This window comes from Achromobacter sp. ACM03 (assembly GCF_014851665.1).
Taxonomy (GTDB): domain Bacteria; phylum Pseudomonadota; class Gammaproteobacteria; order Burkholderiales; family Burkholderiaceae_B; genus Achromobacter; species Achromobacter aegrifaciens.
The window spans coordinates 96520-113611 of record NZ_JACVAD010000007.1; the positions used below are offsets into that span (position 1 = coordinate 96520).

The following is a 17092-nucleotide window of genomic DNA, read 5'->3' on the forward strand; positions in this document are numbered from 1 at the left end:
AAGCACATATCAACCCCAAGCGAGGTCTGCAACATGAGTACGTTGAACGAATACCTGGGCCAGAAACGCGAGGCCGTGCTGGCGCGCAACGCGCGCGATCCGCACACCGTGACGCCGGTGAAATTGCGCGCACAGGTCAGCGCCGAAGGCCGCAGCGGCGTGCGCCGAATCCGGATCCGAGATCACCAGGTGGTCAGCGACAGTCCCGCGGATTTCGCGGGCTATGACCTGGGACCGAGTTCGCCCGAGCTGCTGCTGGGATCGCTGGGCAGTTGCCTGACGCATATCTTCCTGATCAAGGCGGCCGAACTCGAATTGCCGCTGGAGTCGCTGCAGGTGGAGATCGAAGGCGACCTGGACCCGCGCGGCGGCAAGCCGGGCTATGAGCAGGTGCCATTCTTTCCGCACAACATCCGCTATACCGCGCACATCGTGTCGCCGGCCGACGAGAGCGCGGTGCGCGCCGTGCATGAGGCGGTGGAGCAATGGTGCCCGATCCTGAACCTGCTCAAGCAGCCGCAGCCGCTGGAAGGCCGCGTGCAGCACACCCGCTCGGCGGCGCAATAAGCAAAGGCCTCAAGTCAGCGTGCTGCGCATCAGGATCTCGGTCAGCGCGCGCGTGGGCTTGTTGGGCGCGGGCGCCGAGATCACGATGAATTCCACCTGCGGCAGCGCGGGCAGTTGCGCGGCGCCTGCTGGCGCGGCAAGGCCGAGCGTGGACAGGTGCGAAGGCTGCACCGTGATGCCCAGGCCGGCGCGGGCGGCCGCCTGGCAGCCCGCATAGCTGGTGCTGGTGCAGACGATCTGCCAACTGCGGCCGGCGCGGGCCAGCGCGTCCAGCGTCAGGCCGCGGGTCACGCTGGGTTCGCGCAGCAGGATCAGCGGCAGCGGTTCGTCCGGCGCCACCCACAGGCCTTCCTTGGCCTGCCACAGCAGGGCTTCCTTGTGCAGGGTCTGGCCGCGGCGGTCGCCCTTGCGGCGCTTGCCTATCATGACGTCCAGGCCGTTGTCGTCCAGCAGCTTGTAGAGCTCGCTGGTGACGCCGATGGTCAGGTCCAGTTCGACCTCCGGGTGGGCCAGCCGGAAGGCGGCCAGCACGTCGGGCAGAGGTCCCATTGCCAGATCGTCCGAGGTGCCCAGGCGCACGCGCCCGCGCAGGCGCGGCGCGTCGAACAGGCGCTCGGCCCGCTCGTGCGCGTCCAGGATGATCTGCGCATGCACCAGCAGGCTGCGGCCGTCGCTGGTGAGCGCGAGCGAATGCGTGTCGCGCTGGAACAGACGCCGGTTCAAGGCCTGTTCCAGCTGGCGGATGTGTTCGCTGACCGTGGGCTGGGTCAGGCCCAGGCGCCGGGCGGTCTCGGTGAAGCTGGGCGCGGCGGCGGCCGCGGCGAAGGTCTTGAGCCACAAGGGATTGAGCATGGCGGCCTGGTCATAGGAAAGTCCGATGACAGTTAAAGTACCCAGTGGGCTTCACGATGGCAAGCGCCGTGCCTATAGTTTCCGCAATCCCTACGGAAATCTTTGCCATGCGCCGCTTCCTGCCCGACCAATTCACGCTCATCCTGATCGCCACGGTGGTCTTCGCCAGCTTTTTCCCTGCCGTGGGCAAGGGCGCGGCGTTCATGACCGTGGCCAGCAACATCGCCATTTCGCTGCTGTTCTTTCTGCACGGCGCCAGGCTGTCGACGGACGCCATCGTGGCTGGCGTGAAGGACGTGCGCCTGCACGCGCTGATCCTGGCTTGCACCTTCCTGCTGTTTCCGGCGCTGGGGCTGGGCCTGCGGGCGCTGTTTCCCGGCCTGTTGACGCCTTCGCTGTGGCTGGGCGTGCTGTTCGTCTGCACCCTGTCTTCCACCGTGCAGTCGTCTATCGCCTTTACCTCCATGGCGCGCGGCAACGTACCGGGCGCGATCTGCGCGGCCACGGCTTCCAACCTGCTGGGCACCGTGCTGACGCCGCTGCTGGTGGCGGTGCTGCTGCACCGTCAGGGTGGAGGCCACGGGTTGGCCGACGCCGGCCGCATCCTGTTGCAGCTGTTGTTGCCGTTCGCGGTGGGCAGCCTGCTGCGGCCCTGGATCGGCGCCTGGGCCCAGCGCAACAACCGCACGCTGTCGAAAGTGGACCGCAGCTCCATCCTGCTGGCCGTCTACACGGCGTTCAGCGAGGCGGTGGCGCAGGGTATCTGGCATGCGTTCCCGGCCATCGACCTGGCGTCCATGGTGCTGGTGAACGCCTTGCTGCTGGGAACGGTGCTGCTGGTCACGACCTGGGGCAGCCGCAAGCTGGGGCTGTCCAAGGAAAACGAGATCACGCTGGTGTTCTGCGGCTCGAAGAAGTCGCTGGCCTCGGGCATTCCGCTGGCCACGGTGCTGTTCGGCACCTCGCAGATGGGCGTGGTAGTGCTGCCGCTGATGATCTTCCACCAGATGCAGCTGATGGTCTGCGCGGTGCTGGCGCGCCGCTACGCGGAGCGGCAGGCGCCGGCTGAAGCGGCGGCGGCGCGGGCTTGAAGTCTCTTGCTTGAGCGTAGCCCCCTAGGCGGGCGTATCTTCCAAAGGGCGGATCTTGCCGGCCGGCTGCCAGTAGACCGCGCCCTCGCGTTCCTCGACCGTCAGCACGGTCAGGCGGCCGTTCTTACAGGGGCCGCCCACGCATAGCCCGGTGTCCGGCTGGTAGGTGGCGCCGTGGCGCGCGCACATGATCAGGTCGCCGGCGCGGGTGAAGAAGCTGCCTTCCCAATCCAGTTCCACGCCCACGTGGGCGCAGCGGTTCAGATAGCCGTGCACGCGGTCCTGGTAGCGCACGAAGAAGGCCGTGGTGCGGCCGGCGGCATCTGACACGGGGATCTTCACGCCGAGGCCGCCGTTGGCGAGGTCGGAGGAAGCGCAGACGCGGACGGCGGGGACGGGGGCTGAATCCTGCATGGTGGGCCTGGAAATCAAAGGGTGCGATGTTCGGACAGGGGCGCGGGCTTGTCAATCCGGCGAGCCGGTCAGGGCGCTTTGCTGCTGGCGGGCCCACATGCCGGCGTAGATGCCGTCCTGCGCCAGCAGTTGGGCATGGCGGCCGCGCTCGACGATGCGGCCCTCGGCCAGCACGATGATCTCGTCCGCGTCCGCCACCGTGGACAGGCGGTGGGCGATGATCAGCGTGCTGCGGCCCTGGCTGACTTCGCGCAGATTGGCCTGGATTTCGCGTTCGGTGTGGGTGTCCAGGGCGCTGGTGGCTTCGTCGAACAGGAAGATGGGCGGGTTCTTCAGGATGGTCCGGGCGATCGCCACGCGCTGCTTCTCGCCGCCGGACAGCTTCAACCCGCGTTCGCCCACCATGGTCTGGTAGCCGTCCGGCATGGCCATGATCAGATCGTGGATGTGGGCCAGGCGCGCCGCCGCCTGGATCTCTTCCTCGCTGGCGCCGGGGCGGCCGTAACCGATGTTGTAGAGGATGGTGTCGTTGAACAGCACGGTGTCCTGCGGCACGACGCCGATCGCGGCGCGCAGGCTGGACTGCGTCACGTTGCGCACGTCCTGGCCGTCGATGAGGATCGCGCCGCCGTCGGCGTCGTAGAAGCGGAACAGCAGGCGCGCGATGGTCGATTTCCCGGCGCCGGACGTACCGACGACGGCCACGGTCCTGCCGGCGGGGATGGTGAAGCTGACGCCCTTCAGGATGGGGCGGCGCGCGTCGTAGCCGAAATGCACGTCGCGGAACTCCACCGCGCCGCCCGCCACGCGCAGGGGCTGGGCATCGGGCCGGTCGGCCACCTCGCGGTCCTGTCCCAGCAGTTCGAACATGCGCTCCATGTCGATGATGGCCTGCTTGATTTCGCGGTAGACGAAGCCGAAGAAGCTCAGCGGCTGGTACAGCTGCAGCAGGTAGGTGTTGACCAGCACGAAATCTCCCAGCGTGTAGCGGCCTTCGGCGATGCCGGTGGCGGCCATCCACATGACCAGGGTCAGGCCCACCGAGATGATGGCGGCCTGGCCGATGTTGAGGATGGACAGGCTGACCTGGCTGCGCACGGCGGCACGTTCATAGCGCTTTAGCGACGCGTCGTAGCGGCGCGCTTCGTGTTCCTCGTTGCCGAAGTATTTGACCGTTTCGTAGTTCAGCAGGCTCTCGATGGCTTTGGTGTTGGCCTCGGAGTCGGTTTCGTTCATCTGGCGCCGGAACTTGGCGCGCCATTCCGTGACCAGCAGCGTGTACGCCATGTACAGCGTGACGGTGGCGCCGGTGGCCAGCGCCAGCCAGATGTCGAACATCTTCCACAGCACCACGCAGACCAGCCCGATTTCGAAGAAGGTCGGCAGGATGCTGAAAAGCAGGAACGACAGCAGGGTCTGGATGCCCTTGGTGCCGCGCTCGATGGCGCGGTTCAGGCCGCCGGTCTGGCGCGTCAGGTGAAAGCGCAGCGCCAGCGCATGCAGGTGGCGAAAGACCTGCAGGCCGACCGCGCGGATGGCGTGCTGCCCGACGCGCGCGAAGATGGCGTCTCGCAGTTCCGAGAACAGCAGCGAAAGCACCCGGGCCGTGCCATAGGCCAGGATCAGGCCCAGCGGCACGGTGACGGAACCCGGGGCGCCCTGGCCCAGCTCGTCGATGGCGTGCTTGTACAGCAGGGGGACATAGACCGTGGCCACCTTGGCCGCGAACAGGCACAGCAGGGCCGCGATCACCCGCGTTTTCAGGCCCGTCTCGCCGGGCGGCCAGAGATAGGGAAAGAGCGTGTGCAGGGTGGAAAAGCCGCCGCGGCGCTCGGGCCGCGTGTCAGGAGCGTTCATGGTCTTGGGGGGATGCATGGGCCGTCGGGCCGTCGGAAGCGCATTATCGGCCACACGCTGCAATTCTGCCGCAGCACCGCGCCCAGGGGCGGAAACGCCTGCTTAGGCAGAGGGGATTCAGGGATTTTGCGGCTCTGGGGGTAATATCGGCCTCACGACCCCTGGGATGTGTAGACCTCTCCCGGGGGTTTTCAATCCGGCATGGTGACTCGGGCGCAGCCTGGCGGGCCCGTTCTTTACTGTCTCAACCAAGGATGAAGCCTGGCTGCCCCTTGGTTGCGCGACCCGGCGCATATTCGCCGCGCGGACGTCGCGTCGCAAGCTACGGAGGGTCTTATGGCGAAAGTACCGGCAATGCAATTGAACGACGGCGGCAAGATTCCCCAGCTGGGCCTGGGCGTCTGGCAGGTGCCGAACGATCAGGCCGCCGCAAGCGTGAAAGAGGCGCTGGCGGCAGGCTACCGCTCGGTGGACACTGCGGCCATCTACGGCAACGAGGCTGGCGTGGGCGCGGGCTTGCGCGCGGCCGGCGTGGCGCGCAAGGATCTGTACGTCACGACCAAGCTCTGGAACGACAGGCACGGCTACGACGAGGCCCATAAGGCCATGGACGAGAGCCTCGAAAAGCTGGGCCTGGCCTACGTGGACCTGTACCTGATCCACTGGCCCGTGGCCGGCAGCACGAAGTTCCTGGACGCCTGGAAGGCCATGGTCGAAATGAAGGAAGACGGCCGCGCGCGCTCGATCGGCGTGTCCAACTTCACCCAGGCCAACCTGGAGCGGCTGCTCGACGCGTCCGGCGTGACGCCGGCCGTGAACCAGGTCGAACTGCACCCAGGCTTCACGCAGCAGGCGCTGCGGGCCTTCCACGCCAAGCACGGCATCGCGACGGAGTCATGGAGCCCCTTGGCCCAGGGCGGCGTGGCCAAGGACAAGGTCATCCTGGAGCTGGCCAGGAAGCACGGCAAGTCGCCCGCCCAGGTGACGCTGCGCTGGCATCTGCAGCACGATCTGATCGTGATCCCGAAGTCGGTGACGCCCGCCCGCATCCGCGAGAACATCGACGTCTTTGACTTCGAGCTGTCGGCGGCCGACATGGCCGCCATCGACGGCATCAAGGAAGGCGCGCGCCTGGGGCCGGACCCCGAGACCTTCGGCAAATAATGCCGCACGCCGGCACGGAACTGGCGGTCGCGCCTAGCGCTGCAGCGGGAATACCCAGTAGCGCACGATGACCGCCAGCAGGATGGCCAGGGCGATCCAGGACGCCCAGTGCCAGCCTCCCGTGCCCAGCAACGCGGCCAGCAGGCCGAACACGCTGAGCACGCCCAGCAGGATCGGCGCGCCCCAGACAAACATGAAACCACGGGCCGTCTTGCTCATGCGGGAGTCCTTTTCGGGATGGCGGCGGCCTGGTGCTTGCGCACGAGTTCGGCGATGCGCGCCTCGGTGGCGCGGCGGCGGGCCAGCCAGAGATAGAGGCCGCTGACCAGCACGATGATGGTAATGACGTCCAGCAGCGCCCAGATGATCTTCAGCGGCATGCCGCCGTAATCGCCGAAATGCAGCGGCCGCGACAGCTCCAGCGCGGTCAGGTACCAGGGCATCTTGGCCACGGTGGTCAGTTCGCCGGTCTTGCCGTCCACCAACACGGGCGTGTTCAGCTTGGAGGTGAGCGGCGTGTCGCCGCGCATCCAGGTGATGTAGTGGTGGGGACTGCCGAAGGCATTGCCGGGAAAGGCGATGAACGACACCTCGTTGCCGGGCAGGGCCTTCCTGGCCGTGTCGGCGGCGCCCTGGGCCGAGGCCAGCTCGGTGGGTACGTTCTGGCCCTTGTAGGGTTCCAGGATGCGCACCAGTTCGGTGGACTGCCACAGGCGGAACAGCGGCGTGGAGAGTTCGTTGATCACGCCGGTCACGCCCACCACGAAGGCCCAGACCAGCGTCACGATGCCCAGCAGGTTATGCAGATCCAGCCACTTCAGGCGCGTGGAGCGGGAGGCGCGCACCGTGCCGAATTCCAGCTTTTTCATGAAGGGGCCGTAGAGCACCACGCCGGACACGATTGCGACGCAGAACAGCAGCCCCATGAATCCCAGGAACAACTCGCCGGGCAGGCCCGCGAACAGGTCCACGTGCAGCGCCAGCATGATGCCCATGAAGGAAAACTTGTCCTCCGTGTACAGCGGACCGTCCAGCAGCACGTCGCCGGTGCGCGCGTCCATGCGCACGGCGTGGCCGGACACCTGGCCGTCGCCGGGCGTTTTCGCCATGCCCACATAGACCTGAGGTTCGTCGGGATCGAAGAACAGATAGTCGACGACCTCGCCCGGATACATGGCGCGGGCGCTGTCGACCAGCTTGTCCAGGTTGGCGCGCGGGGTCGAGGCAGGGACGTCGGACAACGGCTTGCCGTCGTCGAGCCAGTGTTCGATCTCGTGGTGGAACACCAGCGGCAAGCCGGTAAGACAGATGACGAGCAGGAAGATCGTGCAGACCAGGCTGGTCCATTTATGGACCAGATACCAGGTTTTGATGGTGGACGCGGCAGTCATGGGGGAGGGCGGGGCCCTTGCAGGCGCGGATTGGGGAAAACTGAATATTATCGCGAATAATATCGATTCTCGTAACCAAATTTTGACCACGGCGCGGCAAAGGGGGACAGACGGGGCGGCGCCAAAGCGGGTTAAAAAGAGGGATCGAGCATCAACCAGTGGTAGTCCCCGGATCATCATGGAGCAGCGTTTTCTCAAAGTCCCGCGCAACGAGCTAGGCCGCGATTTCGCGGTGGGCGACCTGCATGGGCATTTTTCCCGCTTGCAGGAAAGCCTGGACGAGCTGGGCTTCGACCCGTCCCGGGACCGCCTGTTTTCGGTCGGCGACCTGGTGGACCGGGGGCCGGAAAGCGAGGCCGCGCTGGAGTGGCTGGCGCGGCCGTGGTTCCACGCGGTTCAGGGCAATCACGAGGATTACGCGATCCGCCACGTGCGCACGGGGCAGGTGGACGTGGACAACTGGCGCGGCTACGGCGGCGGCTGGTTCCTGGACCTGCCTTCTGATCGCCAGCAGGTCTTTGCCGAGGCTTTCGCGCAATTGCCCATTGCCATCGAGGTCGAAACCCTGGACGGCGCCGTGGGGCTGCTGCACGCGGATTGCCCGGTGCTGTTCTGGCCGCGGCTGGAATCCGCCTTGCAGGACCGCTACCGGCGCACCAGCGCCGCCTGCCAGTGGTCGCGCGACCGCCTGCGGCAGATGGACCGCACCGGCATCCGCGGGGTGCGGGCAGTGGTGGCCGGGCACACGCCGGTGCCGGCGCCGCTGCTGCTGGGCAACGTCTACCACATCGATACCGAGGGCTGGAAATCCGGCTACTTCACCTTCCTGGACCTGGAATCCCTGCGGGCCTGGCCACGCGAGGTCGTGACCGAACTCGCGGAGCAGGAATAGCCAGGCCTGGATTCCCGGCGGCTGTCGCCGGCCGCGGTCAGAGCGGCCGGGCGGCCACCGGTCCGGCACCGCTGACGGCGCTGGCGCGGGCGGGCGTGTCGGCGTCCACGCGCGGCACGGGGATGGGCGGGATGGCAGGCGGCGCGTTGCCTGCCGGCGCGCCGCCCGCTGGGGCCACGGGAACGGGCAGGGCCACCGGCGGTTGGGCCGGACTGCTTTGCGGCATTGCGCCGCCGCCGGGCGGCAGGGGTTTGACCGAGGTGTCCACGCCGTCCGTCGAACGGTTGTTGTTCAGGAAATCGGTCAACGCGTCGCCCGAGGACAGGTCCAGCGAGGCCACGGCCTGGCCCGGCGGGAATTCCGAGAAATAGTATTCGCCGTTGTCCACGATCAGGCCGTCCGGCCGCGGCGCGGGCTTGGCTTCGGGCACGCCTTTCAAGGCCGGCTGCATGTAGTCCAGCCAGGTGCTCAGGGCCAGGCCGCTGCCGAATTCGTTGGTGCCCAGCGACTTGGGCTGGTCAAAGCCCATCCAGACGGTGGTGGCCAGGCTGGGCGTGAAGCCCGAGAACCACACGTCCACGGCCTCGTTGGTGGTGCCGGTCTTGCCGCCGATGTCGTTGCGCTTGAGCACTTGGTGCGCGCGGGCGGCGGTGCCGCTGACCGTGACGCCGTGCAGGATGTCGTCCATGACCCAGGCGGTGCGGGGATCGATGGCGCGCGCCAGGGCGTCGCCGGCGACGACAGGCTGGGCCTGCATCAGCACGTTGCCCGAGCGGTCGGTGACGCGGTCCACCAGATACGGGGTGACGCGGTAGCCGCCGTTGGCGAACACGCTGTAGCCGTTGACCACTTGCAGCGGCGTGGCGCCGCCTGCGCCCAGCGCCAGCGGCAGCACGGCCGGCCAACGCGACTTGTCGAAGCCGAAGCGGGTCAGGTAGTCCTGCGCATATTGCGGCGAGATGGCCTGCAGGATGCGGATCGACACCATGTTCTTGGACCGCATGAGGCCCTGGCGCAGCGTCAGCATGGGCTCGTACTTGTTGCCGTCGTTCTTGGGCTGCCAGGCCTTGGAGCCGGTCTGCTCCGCGGTCAGCATGAAGGGCTGGTCGGAGATCTGCGTGGCCGGGGTCAGGCCGCGTTCCAGCGCCGCCGCGTAGACGAAGGGCTTGATGTTGGAGCCGGGCTGGCGCCAGGCCTGCGTCACGCGGTTGAAGCCGCCGCGGTTGTAGTCGAAGCCGCCGATCATGGCGCGGATGGCGCCGTCCTGGGGCACCATCGAGACCAGCGCCGCCTGCAGCGTCGGCATGTTGATGATTTCCCAGCTGTCGCCGTTCTTGTGGATGTAGACGACCGAGCCGCGGCGCAGCCGCTGGCTGTCGCTGGCCTTGGGGTTGAGCGCGCGCGCCACCACTGCCAGCGCCTTCTTGTCGCTGATGGTGATGATGTCGCGCGCGCTGCGCGCCAGCGTCACTTCGGTGGGGCTGGCGGCCAGCACCACGGCGGTCAGCAGATCTTCGCTGTCAGGCGTCTTTTCCTGCACGCCGTCGAGGATTTCATCCAGCGCGGCCGGGTCTTTTTCAACGCCCTCGGGCAGGTCGATCTGGTCCTCGGGGCCCGGATACACGGCGCGGCGCGTGTAGTCCAGCACGCCGTCGCGCACGGCGCGGTAGGCGGCTTCCTGGTCCTTGGAATCGATGGTGGTGTAGACGTCGATGCCCTTGGTGTAGGTCTGTTCCTGGAACACGCCGTACATGAGCTGGCGCGCCAGTTCGGCCGGGTAGTCGCCGTGGATTGCGAAGCCGCGCGCGCTGGCGCCGTCCGCGCCGCGAATCGTCAGGCGCTGCTTGAGCGCCTCGTCGGCCTGTTCGGGCGTGAGATAGCCCAGCGTCTTCATGCGGCCCAGCACGTAGTGCTGACGGATCTCGGCGCGCGGGAAATTGGTGATGGGGTTGAAGCGCGATGGGGCCTTGGGGATGCCGGCGAGCATGGCGGCCTCGGCCGGCGTGACGTCCGACAGGGGCTTGCCCAGATAGGTGCGCGAGGCGGCCGCGAAACCGTAGGCGCGGTGGCCCAGGTAGATCTGGTTCATGTAGAGCTCAAGGATCTGGTCCTTGGAGAGCTCGGATTCGATCTTGAACGTCAGCAGCAATTCATAGAACTTGCGCGAATAGGTCTTTTCCGACGACAGGTAGAAATTGCGCGCCACCTGCATCGTGATGGTGCTGCCGCCCTGGCTCTTGGAGCCCTTGACGAGGTTGGTCACGACCGCGCGCGCCACCCCCATCCAGTCGACGCCGCCGTGGCTGTAGAAGCGGTCGTCCTCGGCTGCCAGCACCGCCTGGCGCATCACGGGCGGGATCTCGTCAAAGCGCAGCACGTTGCGGTGCTCTTCGCCGTACTCGCCGATCAGGACCTTGTCCGCCGTATAGATGCGCAGCGGCACCCGCGGACGGTAGTCCGTCATGGCGTGCAGGTCGGGCAGGCTGGGCCAGGCCAGGGCCAGCGCCAGGCCGAGCGCGATGCCGCCGCACACGGCGGCGCCGCCGGCGGCTACGCCCGCCTTGACGAGAATGCGTTTCCAGGGGAGGCCCGGTTTGCCGCCCGGGGTGGCGGAGGATTGCTGGGGGGTGCTCATTGCAGGCGATTCTAGGGCAGAACACGATGGACCGCCCAGAGGGTCATAAGGTTTCAGTAACTAAACATGAATTGCGTCGCGAGTGACGGCAAATCCGGTTGCAGGCGTCAGCCATTGTTCAGGTAGCGTTGGGGCGGCGCGCCCAGCGCACGGTGGAACATGGCCGAGAAGGCGCTGGCGCTGCGGTAGCCCAGGTCAGCGGCGATGCGCGCGACCGGCACGCCCTGCGACAGCCGGCACACCGCCTCGGCCAGCCGGACCTGCTGGACCCACTGCCGGTAGTTCAGCCCCAGTTCGGCCTGGAACAGGCGGATCAGCGTGCGGGCGCTGGCGCCGACTTCGTCGCCCCAGTCCTCGATGCCGCGCTGCAGCCCCGGATCGTCCAGGATCGCCGCGCAGATGGTCTGCAGACGCCGGTCGCGCGGCCAGGGGATCTGTAGCGGCGCGACGCGTGCGGCGGCCAGCTCGGAAAGCAGCAGGGCGGCGACCTGCCCGGCGCGGCCGTCCAGCGGATAGTCGATGGGTTCGGCGGTCAGCGCCAGGATCAGCTCGCGCAGCAAGCCGCCGACCTCGACCACCTGGCATTGCGGCCAGTAGCCGCGGGCGGTCTCGGCTTCGAGATAGAGCGAACGCATGGACACCGCGCCCACCATGTCCACGCCATGCGGCACGCCCGCCGGCACCCATAGCGCGCGCAGCGGCGGCAGGGCCCAGAAGCCGCTGGGCGTGGTGACGCGCATGACGCCTTCGACCGCGTAGACCAGTTGCGCGCGCGGATGCGAGTGGGTGCCCGTGCGGGTGCCTGGCAGGAATTCCTTGGCCATGGCCGTCACGGCGCGCGGCCGGTGCTGGTAGTCCTGCGGATTGACGCTGCGGGCGGGGTCGGGCAAAAGGAGTCGGGCGGGCATGCGTGTCACTTCCGGCATAAGGATGAGTTGGGCGGCTCAGGGCTGGTTTGCGTATTTTGTCACCATATTTTGTCACTTGAGCGACGAAAATTGGCAGATCGGTTCCGTCCCGGATTCCTACACTGGGTATTGGTCCGGCGTGGCGCTGGACATGTCCATCCCCATTACTTGCGTCCATCGCCCATGAATCCCCCTCAGAACTCCGCCGCCGGCGTCGCCGACGCCAATCCGGCCCCGCCGTCCGCCGCTTCCTCGGACCCATCCACCGCCTTCAAGGTGCTGGGCGCGATCAGCGTGGCGCACCTGATGAACGACATGATCCAGTCGATCCTGTTGGCCATCTATCCCATGCTGAAGGATTCATTCAGCCTGTCGTTCGCGCAGATCGGGCTGATCACGCTGGTCTATCAGCTCGCGGCCTCGCTGCTGCAGCCCTTCATCGGTTTCTATACGGACCGCAACCCCAAACCGTACTCGCTGCCGGTGGGCATGGGCTTCACCCTGGTGGGGCTGTTGCTGCTGTCGATGGCGCCGTCGTTCGGCTGGCTGCTGGTGGCCGCGGTGCTGGTGGGCACGGGCTCGTCGGTGTTCCACCCGGAATCCTCGCGCGTGGCGCGCATGGCCTCCGGCGGACGCCATGGCCTGGCGCAGTCGCTGTTCCAGGTGGGCGGCAACGTGGGCTCGGCGCTGGGGCCGCTGCTGGCCGCGCTCTTCATCATCCCGCACGGGCAGCGCAGCGTGGCCTGGTTTTCGCTGGCGGCGCTGTTCGGCATCGTGGTGTTGACCGGCATCGGCCGCTGGTACAGCGCCAACCGCGTCCTGCTCAAACCGCGCGCGCGGCGCGAGGGCGCGGGCAACGGGCTGTCGCGCAACCAGGTGCTGGGCGCGCTGGCGGTGCTGGGCGTGCTGGTGTTCTCCAAGTATTTCTACCTGGCCAGCCTGAACAGCTATTTCACGTTCTACCTGATCGACAAGTTCGCGCTGTCGGTGCGCGAGGCGCAGCTCTACCTGTTCCTGTTCCTGGCAGCGGTGGCGGTAGGCACGGTGGTGGGCGGACCGGTAGGCGACCGCATCGGCCGCAAGATCGTGATCTGGGTGTCCATCCTGGGCGTGGCGCCGTTCACGCTGCTGCTGCCCTATGTGAACCTGTTCTGGACCGGCGTGCTGGTGGTGATCATCGGCATGGTGCTGGCCTCGGCGTTCTCGGCCATCGTGGTCTATGCGCAGGAGCTGGTGCCGGGCAAGGTGGGGATGATCGCCGGACTGTTCTTCGGCTTTGCCTTCGGCATGGGCGGCGTGGGCGCCGCGGCGCTGGGCAAGCTGGCTGATGCCACCAGCATCGGCTATGTGTACCAGGTCTGCGCCTATCTGCCCTTGCTGGGCGTGGTGGCGATCCTGCTGCCGAACGTGGAGAAGGCGCGCCGCTGAAGGCGGGCGCCGGGCCTGGCGCCGTCAAGCCGGGAGGCTCACAGCGCCAGGCAGGGCCCGTATCAGCCGGCCTGCACCGCGTTCAGGCGGGGGCGGCTGATGTCGATGCCGGTGATGTCGCCGGCCGCGCCGTGGTGGACGACGCAGGTGTGCGCGGAGCGCACCTGCATCAGCTGCGCCGGGCTGATCGCGAAGCTGGCCGCCACGCGGCGGTCGCCCACCGGCTTGATGGGCTTGCGGCGGTCCTTACCTGCGAACTTGCGGTGGTTGTAGACGGCCCAGCCCACCAGCACGCCCGCGTTGATCAGCGCCAGCAGCGCATAGCCCCACAGCGTGTGCACGGTGGGCAGGAACACCGGCCAGAGCGAGACATCGGGGCCGCCCGCGGCGGCGCGCAGGATCGCCAGGATGCCGGCGCCGAACAGATAGACGAAGGCGAACCAGCCGATGGCGGTCAGGACCAGGTCGAACAGATAGCCTGCGCGGGAACGTTGCGTGGTGATGATCATGACGTTGCGTCCGGTGATTTGATGCCCCGGTCCGGGCTGGTCCAGCGCGCGCGCCGGGCCTGCTTGCGGAGCATGACTTTGGGGAAACTGACCAGGGTGGTGAACAGGCTCACCATCCAGAAGGCCAGCGGATACCAGATGACCCAGTACAGCGAGCGGGCCAGGCCGGGCTCGTAGCGGCGGTCGATCAGGATGCTGACGACGAACTGCAGCAGGCAGACCACGGCCAGCATCATGCCGGTGAAGGCGGGCGGCATCAGGCTGGCGATCTGCATGTTGTTGGGCAGCGTGACCACCTGGCTGACGGCCCACAGCAGCACCGACACGCCGAAGGCGAAGGCCCAGGCGGTGGACAGGCAGAACTCGGCCATCAGCGGCCACAGGCGGCGGTGGCGCCAGACCCAGATCGAACGCAGGTTCTTCAGGAAGACCTCGGCGCCGCCCTGGGCCCAGCGCAGCCGCTGCTTCCACAGTCCGCGCAGGGTTTCGGGCATCAGGATCCAGCACAGGCCGCGCGGCTCATAGAAGATCGACCAGTGGTCGCGCTGCAGCTTCCAGCTGATGTCGATGTCCTCGGTGATCATGTCCAGGCTCCAGTAGCCCACGCGGTCCAGCGCCGCGCGCCGGAAGGCGGCGACCACGCCGGATACGGTGAACACCTGGCCGTAGACGCGCTGGGTGCGCTTGATCAGGCCGATGATGGAAGAGAATTCGCCCACCTGGATGCGCCCGATCATGGTGGAGCGGGTGCGGATGCGCGGGTTGCCGGTGACGGCGCCCACGCGCGGGTTGTCGATCAGCGGCGCCACCAGGTAGGCGGCCGCGTCCGGGTCCAGCATGGCGTCGCCGTCGATGCAGACCAGGTACTCGCTGCGCGCAGCCATGGCGCCCATGCGCAGCGCCATGGCCTTGCCCTGGTTCTGCGCCAGGTGCACCACGCGCAGCCGCGGATGGGCGGCGGCCATGCGGTCCAGCATGTCGGCGGTGCCGTCGCTGGAGCCGTCGTTGATGGCGATGACCTCGATGTGCGGATAGTTCTGGCCCAGGGCGGCCAGCAGCGTCTCTTCGCCGTTGTCGGCCTCGTTGTAGCAGGGCACCAGGATGGACACCAGCGGATTGCCGGCCAGGACTGGCGGCTGGCTGTCCTTGCCCCATTTCCAGTGCCGCTCCCAATGCCACCAGAAGTAGATGCCGCCAGCCATCCACATGCCGGACATGAACAGGGGGTAGAAGAACACGAAGCCCAGCAGCGCTTCGCCGGTCAGCATCAGGGTGAAGCCGAAGGGCGCGCCAAGCACCGCGCAGAGAATCAGCAGGGCAATCAGTCGGTCTATCATTTGATCGGATACCAGGCTTCGGAGATGGCGGGCCGGATGCCTTGCAACCGGGGCTGGTCTTGCGAGAAATCGTCGGGGTAGTAGCCGAAGCTGCGCGAGCCGCGCAGCTGCAACCGCTTCATCCAGCCGGCCAGCACGGCCGTGTCGACCGGCGTGGCTTCGGGGCGGCCGGGGCCGGTGCGCCAGTCGCGGGCCTGCAGCTCGAACACGGTCCTGTCCAGCGCCCCGGGGCGCTGCGCGACGGTATCGACCAGCCGGTCCAGCCAGGCGTTTTCCTGGCCGGCGGGCACGTTTTCCATCAGCGGCATCGCCATCGGCGCGGTCCAGTCGTAGGCGCCGAGGAAGTCGTCCAGGTTCTGCGCGAACCAGGTTTCGCTGCCGGGGTTCAGGATGGGTTCGGCAAAGATGTTGCGCGCCGTCTTGATCTGCGGGCCGCGCACCGCGCGCACCCGCTGCGTGAGTTCGGCGGTGAAGTCCACCAGCGCGCGGCTCTTGTAGCGGGTCCAGCGTTGCAGGGTGTCCGGATCCGCGCGCAGTTCGGCGATGCTGCCCGGCAGGCCCGCGGCCCGGTAGGCGGCCAGCGCGCCGGGGCTGGCGTCTTCGAAGTCCGACAGCAGCGCGTCGTCATGGAACAGGATGCCGTCGAAGATCGCGTAGCGGGACAGGTCCTCGTACAGATCGCCGATGCGCGCACGCACGGTCGGGTCGAACGGCGACAGGCGGCGGTACTGGTCGGGATCCGGCTCTGGCTGCGCCTGGCCTTCCTGCCAGCGCGTGACGCGGGGCAGGGCGGGATCCAGGTCGAAGGACAGCACCGGCATCCAGGCGTAGACCATCACGTTGGCGCGGTTGTGCAGCTGCCATGCGGCGCGGTTGAAGAGATCGGCGCGCATCGGCAGCCAGCGGTTGGGGAAGTAGACGGACTTCACCAGGCCGTCGCCCACGGGGTCCGAGTAGGCCTGCAGGAACACCGTGTTGATCTGCATGTCGAGGATGCGCTGCACCAGCTCGCCCAGGTTGCGGTCGGTCTGCGCCGGGTCCGGGTCGTAGACGTAGTCCAGGTCCACGTGCGCCACGCGCATGAAGGGCTGGGCTTCCATGCCGACCACGCTGTTGGCGAAGGGCTTGAGCGTCGGGTCGCTGGACAGCAGCAGGCGCGGCGTGGACATCAGGCGGCCGACGCGGCCCGGGCCGTCCTCCAACGTCAGCGCCAGCTGATAACCGTGCTCGGCGGTAATGCGCAGGGTGGAGCCGCCTTCGGCGCCATAAGGCCAGACCCAGACGCGCGGCTTCTTGCCGGTGGCGCGGCGGATCTTTTCGGTGATGGCGGCGACGTCGCCGCCCATGCGCGCGTCGAACTCCGCTTCGGTCTCGTAGCGGCGGGTCTGCGCATCGTAGGCTCGGATGGCGGCGGCGGGCTCGGTATTGCCCTGGGGATTGGCCAGCGCGCCGTAGTGCGAGGCATTGGTGTGCGCGGCAATTTCGACCAGCCCCGAGCGCGAGATCTCGCGGACCTCGTCCCAGTTCAGGAAGCGCTTGCGGTCTTCGGGGCTGCCGCCGAAGTCCACGCGCTGGTTGGCCGGCGTGTCCATCCAGACGCCGACCGGCGCCAGCAGCGCGGGCCATTGATAGGCTTTCAGGATGGGAAGCACGCGGGTGTAGAAGCTGCGGTAGCCGTCGTCAAAGGACAGCAGCACGGCGCGCTCGGGCAGCGGCTTGCCGCCCTGGCGCGCGGCCAGGATCTGATCCACGGTGACGGCCTGGTAGCCATTGGCGCGCAGCCAGGCCAGCTGTTCGACCAGACGGTCGGTGCGCACGCTGAGAAAGCCCTGGTCGGGGTCTTCGTCCTCCACGTCGTGGTAGGCCAGGGCCAGGAACTGGCCCTGCACCCAGGGCTGTTCGGCGGGGGCGAGCGGGCGCTGGTCCGGCGGCGTGTAGACCGGGATGTCCTTGGCGCAGGCGGTCAGCGCCAGGATCGCAAGCAACAGCAGGCCGGCGAGAATCAGGCGGGTATGGGTTTTAAGCATCATGGCGTTACTCGGATCCG

The 17092-nt window shown here is 67.6% G+C and carries 15 protein-coding genes; 5 read left to right on the forward strand and 10 right to left on the reverse strand.

What is annotated here, in order from left to right; translation table 11 throughout:
- Positions 1-33 precede the first annotated feature (33 nt).
- Positions 34-567: an OsmC family protein gene (locus IB257_RS25805; protein WP_054458213.1), complete on the forward strand. Its 534-nt coding sequence runs from the start codon at positions 34-36 to the stop codon at positions 565-567.
- Positions 568-576: 9 nt separating this feature from the next.
- Here the strand turns inward: IB257_RS25805 and IB257_RS25810 are convergent, their stop codons facing one another.
- Positions 577-1419: a LysR family transcriptional regulator gene (locus IB257_RS25810; RefSeq protein ID WP_192353208.1), complete on the reverse strand. Its 843-nt coding sequence runs from the start codon at positions 1417-1419 to the stop codon at positions 577-579.
- 107 nt (positions 1420-1526) lie between these two features.
- On the opposite strand from IB257_RS25810, the gene IB257_RS25815 reads away from it, so the two are divergent.
- The gene (locus IB257_RS25815) at positions 1527-2510 is read left to right on the forward strand and encodes a bile acid:sodium symporter family protein (RefSeq protein ID WP_054458211.1); all 984 of its coding nucleotides are present in this window, start codon (positions 1527-1529) and stop codon (positions 2508-2510) included.
- 24 nt (positions 2511-2534) lie between these two features.
- On the opposite strand, the gene IB257_RS25820 is transcribed toward IB257_RS25815, so the two are convergent.
- Positions 2535-2924 (reverse strand): Rieske (2Fe-2S) protein, encoded by a 390-nt coding sequence (locus IB257_RS25820; RefSeq protein WP_054458210.1) that lies wholly within the window; start codon positions 2922-2924, stop codon positions 2535-2537.
- A 51-nt stretch (positions 2925-2975) separates the two neighbouring features.
- Entirely contained in the window at positions 2976-4781 is a 1806-nt protein-coding gene (locus IB257_RS25825; RefSeq protein WP_192493028.1) for an ABC transporter ATP-binding protein/permease, read from the reverse strand.
- Positions 4782-5117: 336 nt separating this feature from the next.
- Here IB257_RS25825 and IB257_RS25830 point away from each other — a divergent pair, with 336 nt between their 5' ends.
- Entirely contained in the window at positions 5118-5945 is an 828-nt protein-coding gene (locus IB257_RS25830; RefSeq protein ID WP_054458209.1) for an aldo/keto reductase, read from the forward strand.
- Positions 5946-5978: 33 nt separating this feature from the next.
- On the opposite strand, the gene IB257_RS25835 is transcribed toward IB257_RS25830, so the two are convergent.
- Together IB257_RS25835 and IB257_RS25840 are read right to left on the reverse strand one after the other, a co-directional pair.
- Positions 5979-6164 (reverse strand): hypothetical protein, encoded by a 186-nt coding sequence (locus tag IB257_RS25835; RefSeq protein WP_054458208.1) that lies wholly within the window; start codon positions 6162-6164, stop codon positions 5979-5981.
- Positions 6161-7336, reverse strand: coding sequence for a PepSY domain-containing protein (locus IB257_RS25840; protein WP_054458207.1), 1176 nt, complete (start codon positions 7334-7336; stop codon positions 6161-6163). The genes IB257_RS25835 and IB257_RS25840 overlap by 4 nt, the downstream gene beginning before the upstream one ends.
- A gap of 178 nt (positions 7337-7514) precedes the next feature.
- On the opposite strand from IB257_RS25840, the gene IB257_RS25845 reads away from it, so the two are divergent.
- The gene (locus IB257_RS25845; protein ID WP_054458206.1) at positions 7515-8228 is read left to right on the forward strand and encodes a metallophosphoesterase; all 714 of its coding nucleotides are present in this window, start codon (positions 7515-7517) and stop codon (positions 8226-8228) included.
- 37 nt (positions 8229-8265) lie between these two features.
- Here the strand turns inward: IB257_RS25845 and IB257_RS25850 are convergent, their stop codons facing one another.
- Together IB257_RS25850 and IB257_RS25855 are read right to left on the reverse strand one after the other, a co-directional pair.
- A complete protein-coding gene (locus tag IB257_RS25850) occupies positions 8266-10863 on the reverse strand; it encodes a penicillin-binding protein 1A (protein WP_192493029.1) in 2598 nt (865 codons plus the stop codon).
- 107 nt (positions 10864-10970) lie between these two features.
- A complete protein-coding gene (locus IB257_RS25855) occupies positions 10971-11771 on the reverse strand; it encodes a helix-turn-helix domain-containing protein (RefSeq protein WP_054458295.1) in 801 nt (266 codons plus the stop codon).
- Positions 11772-11954: 183 nt separating this feature from the next.
- On the opposite strand from IB257_RS25855, the gene IB257_RS25860 reads away from it, so the two are divergent.
- Positions 11955-13199, forward strand: a complete 1245-nt coding sequence (locus IB257_RS25860; RefSeq protein ID WP_175162747.1) for an MFS transporter — start codon at positions 11955-11957, stop codon at positions 13197-13199.
- Positions 13200-13261: 62 nt separating this feature from the next.
- On the opposite strand, the gene pgaD is transcribed toward IB257_RS25860, so the two are convergent.
- Genes pgaD through pgaB form a run of 3 tightly spaced genes read right to left on the reverse strand, consistent with a single transcriptional unit; the run spans position 13262 to position 17075 of the window.
- Entirely contained in the window at positions 13262-13708 is a 447-nt protein-coding gene (gene pgaD, locus IB257_RS25865) for a poly-beta-1,6-N-acetyl-D-glucosamine biosynthesis protein PgaD (protein WP_175162745.1), read from the reverse strand.
- The gene (pgaC, locus tag IB257_RS25870; protein ID WP_118934541.1) at positions 13705-15045 is read right to left on the reverse strand and encodes a poly-beta-1,6-N-acetyl-D-glucosamine synthase; all 1341 of its coding nucleotides are present in this window, start codon (positions 15043-15045) and stop codon (positions 13705-13707) included. Before pgaC ends, pgaD begins: the two co-directional genes overlap by 4 nt.
- Positions 15042-17075, reverse strand: a complete 2034-nt coding sequence (gene pgaB / locus IB257_RS25875) for a poly-beta-1,6-N-acetyl-D-glucosamine N-deacetylase PgaB (RefSeq protein WP_054458201.1) — start codon at positions 17073-17075, stop codon at positions 15042-15044. Before pgaB ends, pgaC begins: the two co-directional genes overlap by 4 nt.
- Positions 17076-17092: the final 17 nt, after the last annotated feature.

Bases quoted from the DNA above. Each gene is read 5' to 3' on its own strand.
- IB257_RS25805 (WP_054458213.1), top strand. From the start codon at position 34: ATGAGTACGTTGAACGAATACCTGGGCCAGAAACGCGAGGCCGTGCTG.
- IB257_RS25810 (WP_192353208.1), bottom strand. From the start codon at position 1,419: ATGCTCAATCCCTTGTGGCTCAAGACCTTCGCCGCGGCCGCCGCCGCG.
- IB257_RS25815 (WP_054458211.1), top strand. From the start codon at position 1,527: ATGCGCCGCTTCCTGCCCGACCAATTCACGCTCATCCTGATCGCCACG.
- IB257_RS25820 (WP_054458210.1), bottom strand. From the start codon at position 2,924: ATGCAGGATTCAGCCCCCGTCCCCGCCGTCCGCGTCTGCGCTTCCTCC.
- IB257_RS25825 (WP_192493028.1), bottom strand. From the start codon at position 4,781: ATGAACGCTCCTGACACGCGGCCCGAGCGCCGCGGCGGCTTTTCCACC.
- IB257_RS25830 (WP_054458209.1), top strand. From the start codon at position 5,118: ATGGCGAAAGTACCGGCAATGCAATTGAACGACGGCGGCAAGATTCCC.
- IB257_RS25835 (WP_054458208.1), bottom strand. From the start codon at position 6,164: ATGAGCAAGACGGCCCGTGGTTTCATGTTTGTCTGGGGCGCGCCGATC.
- IB257_RS25840 (WP_054458207.1), bottom strand. From the start codon at position 7,336: ATGACTGCCGCGTCCACCATCAAAACCTGGTATCTGGTCCATAAATGG.
- IB257_RS25845 (WP_054458206.1), top strand. From the start codon at position 7,515: ATGGAGCAGCGTTTTCTCAAAGTCCCGCGCAACGAGCTAGGCCGCGAT.
- IB257_RS25850 (WP_192493029.1), bottom strand. From the start codon at position 10,863: ATGAGCACCCCCCAGCAATCCTCCGCCACCCCGGGCGGCAAACCGGGC.
- IB257_RS25855 (WP_054458295.1), bottom strand. From the start codon at position 11,771: ATGCCCGCCCGACTCCTTTTGCCCGACCCCGCCCGCAGCGTCAATCCG.
- IB257_RS25860 (WP_175162747.1), top strand. From the start codon at position 11,955: ATGAATCCCCCTCAGAACTCCGCCGCCGGCGTCGCCGACGCCAATCCG.
- pgaD (WP_175162745.1), bottom strand. From the start codon at position 13,708: ATGATCATCACCACGCAACGTTCCCGCGCAGGCTATCTGTTCGACCTG.
- pgaC (WP_118934541.1), bottom strand. From the start codon at position 15,045: ATGATAGACCGACTGATTGCCCTGCTGATTCTCTGCGCGGTGCTTGGC.
- pgaB (WP_054458201.1), bottom strand. From the start codon at position 17,075: ATGATGCTTAAAACCCATACCCGCCTGATTCTCGCCGGCCTGCTGTTG.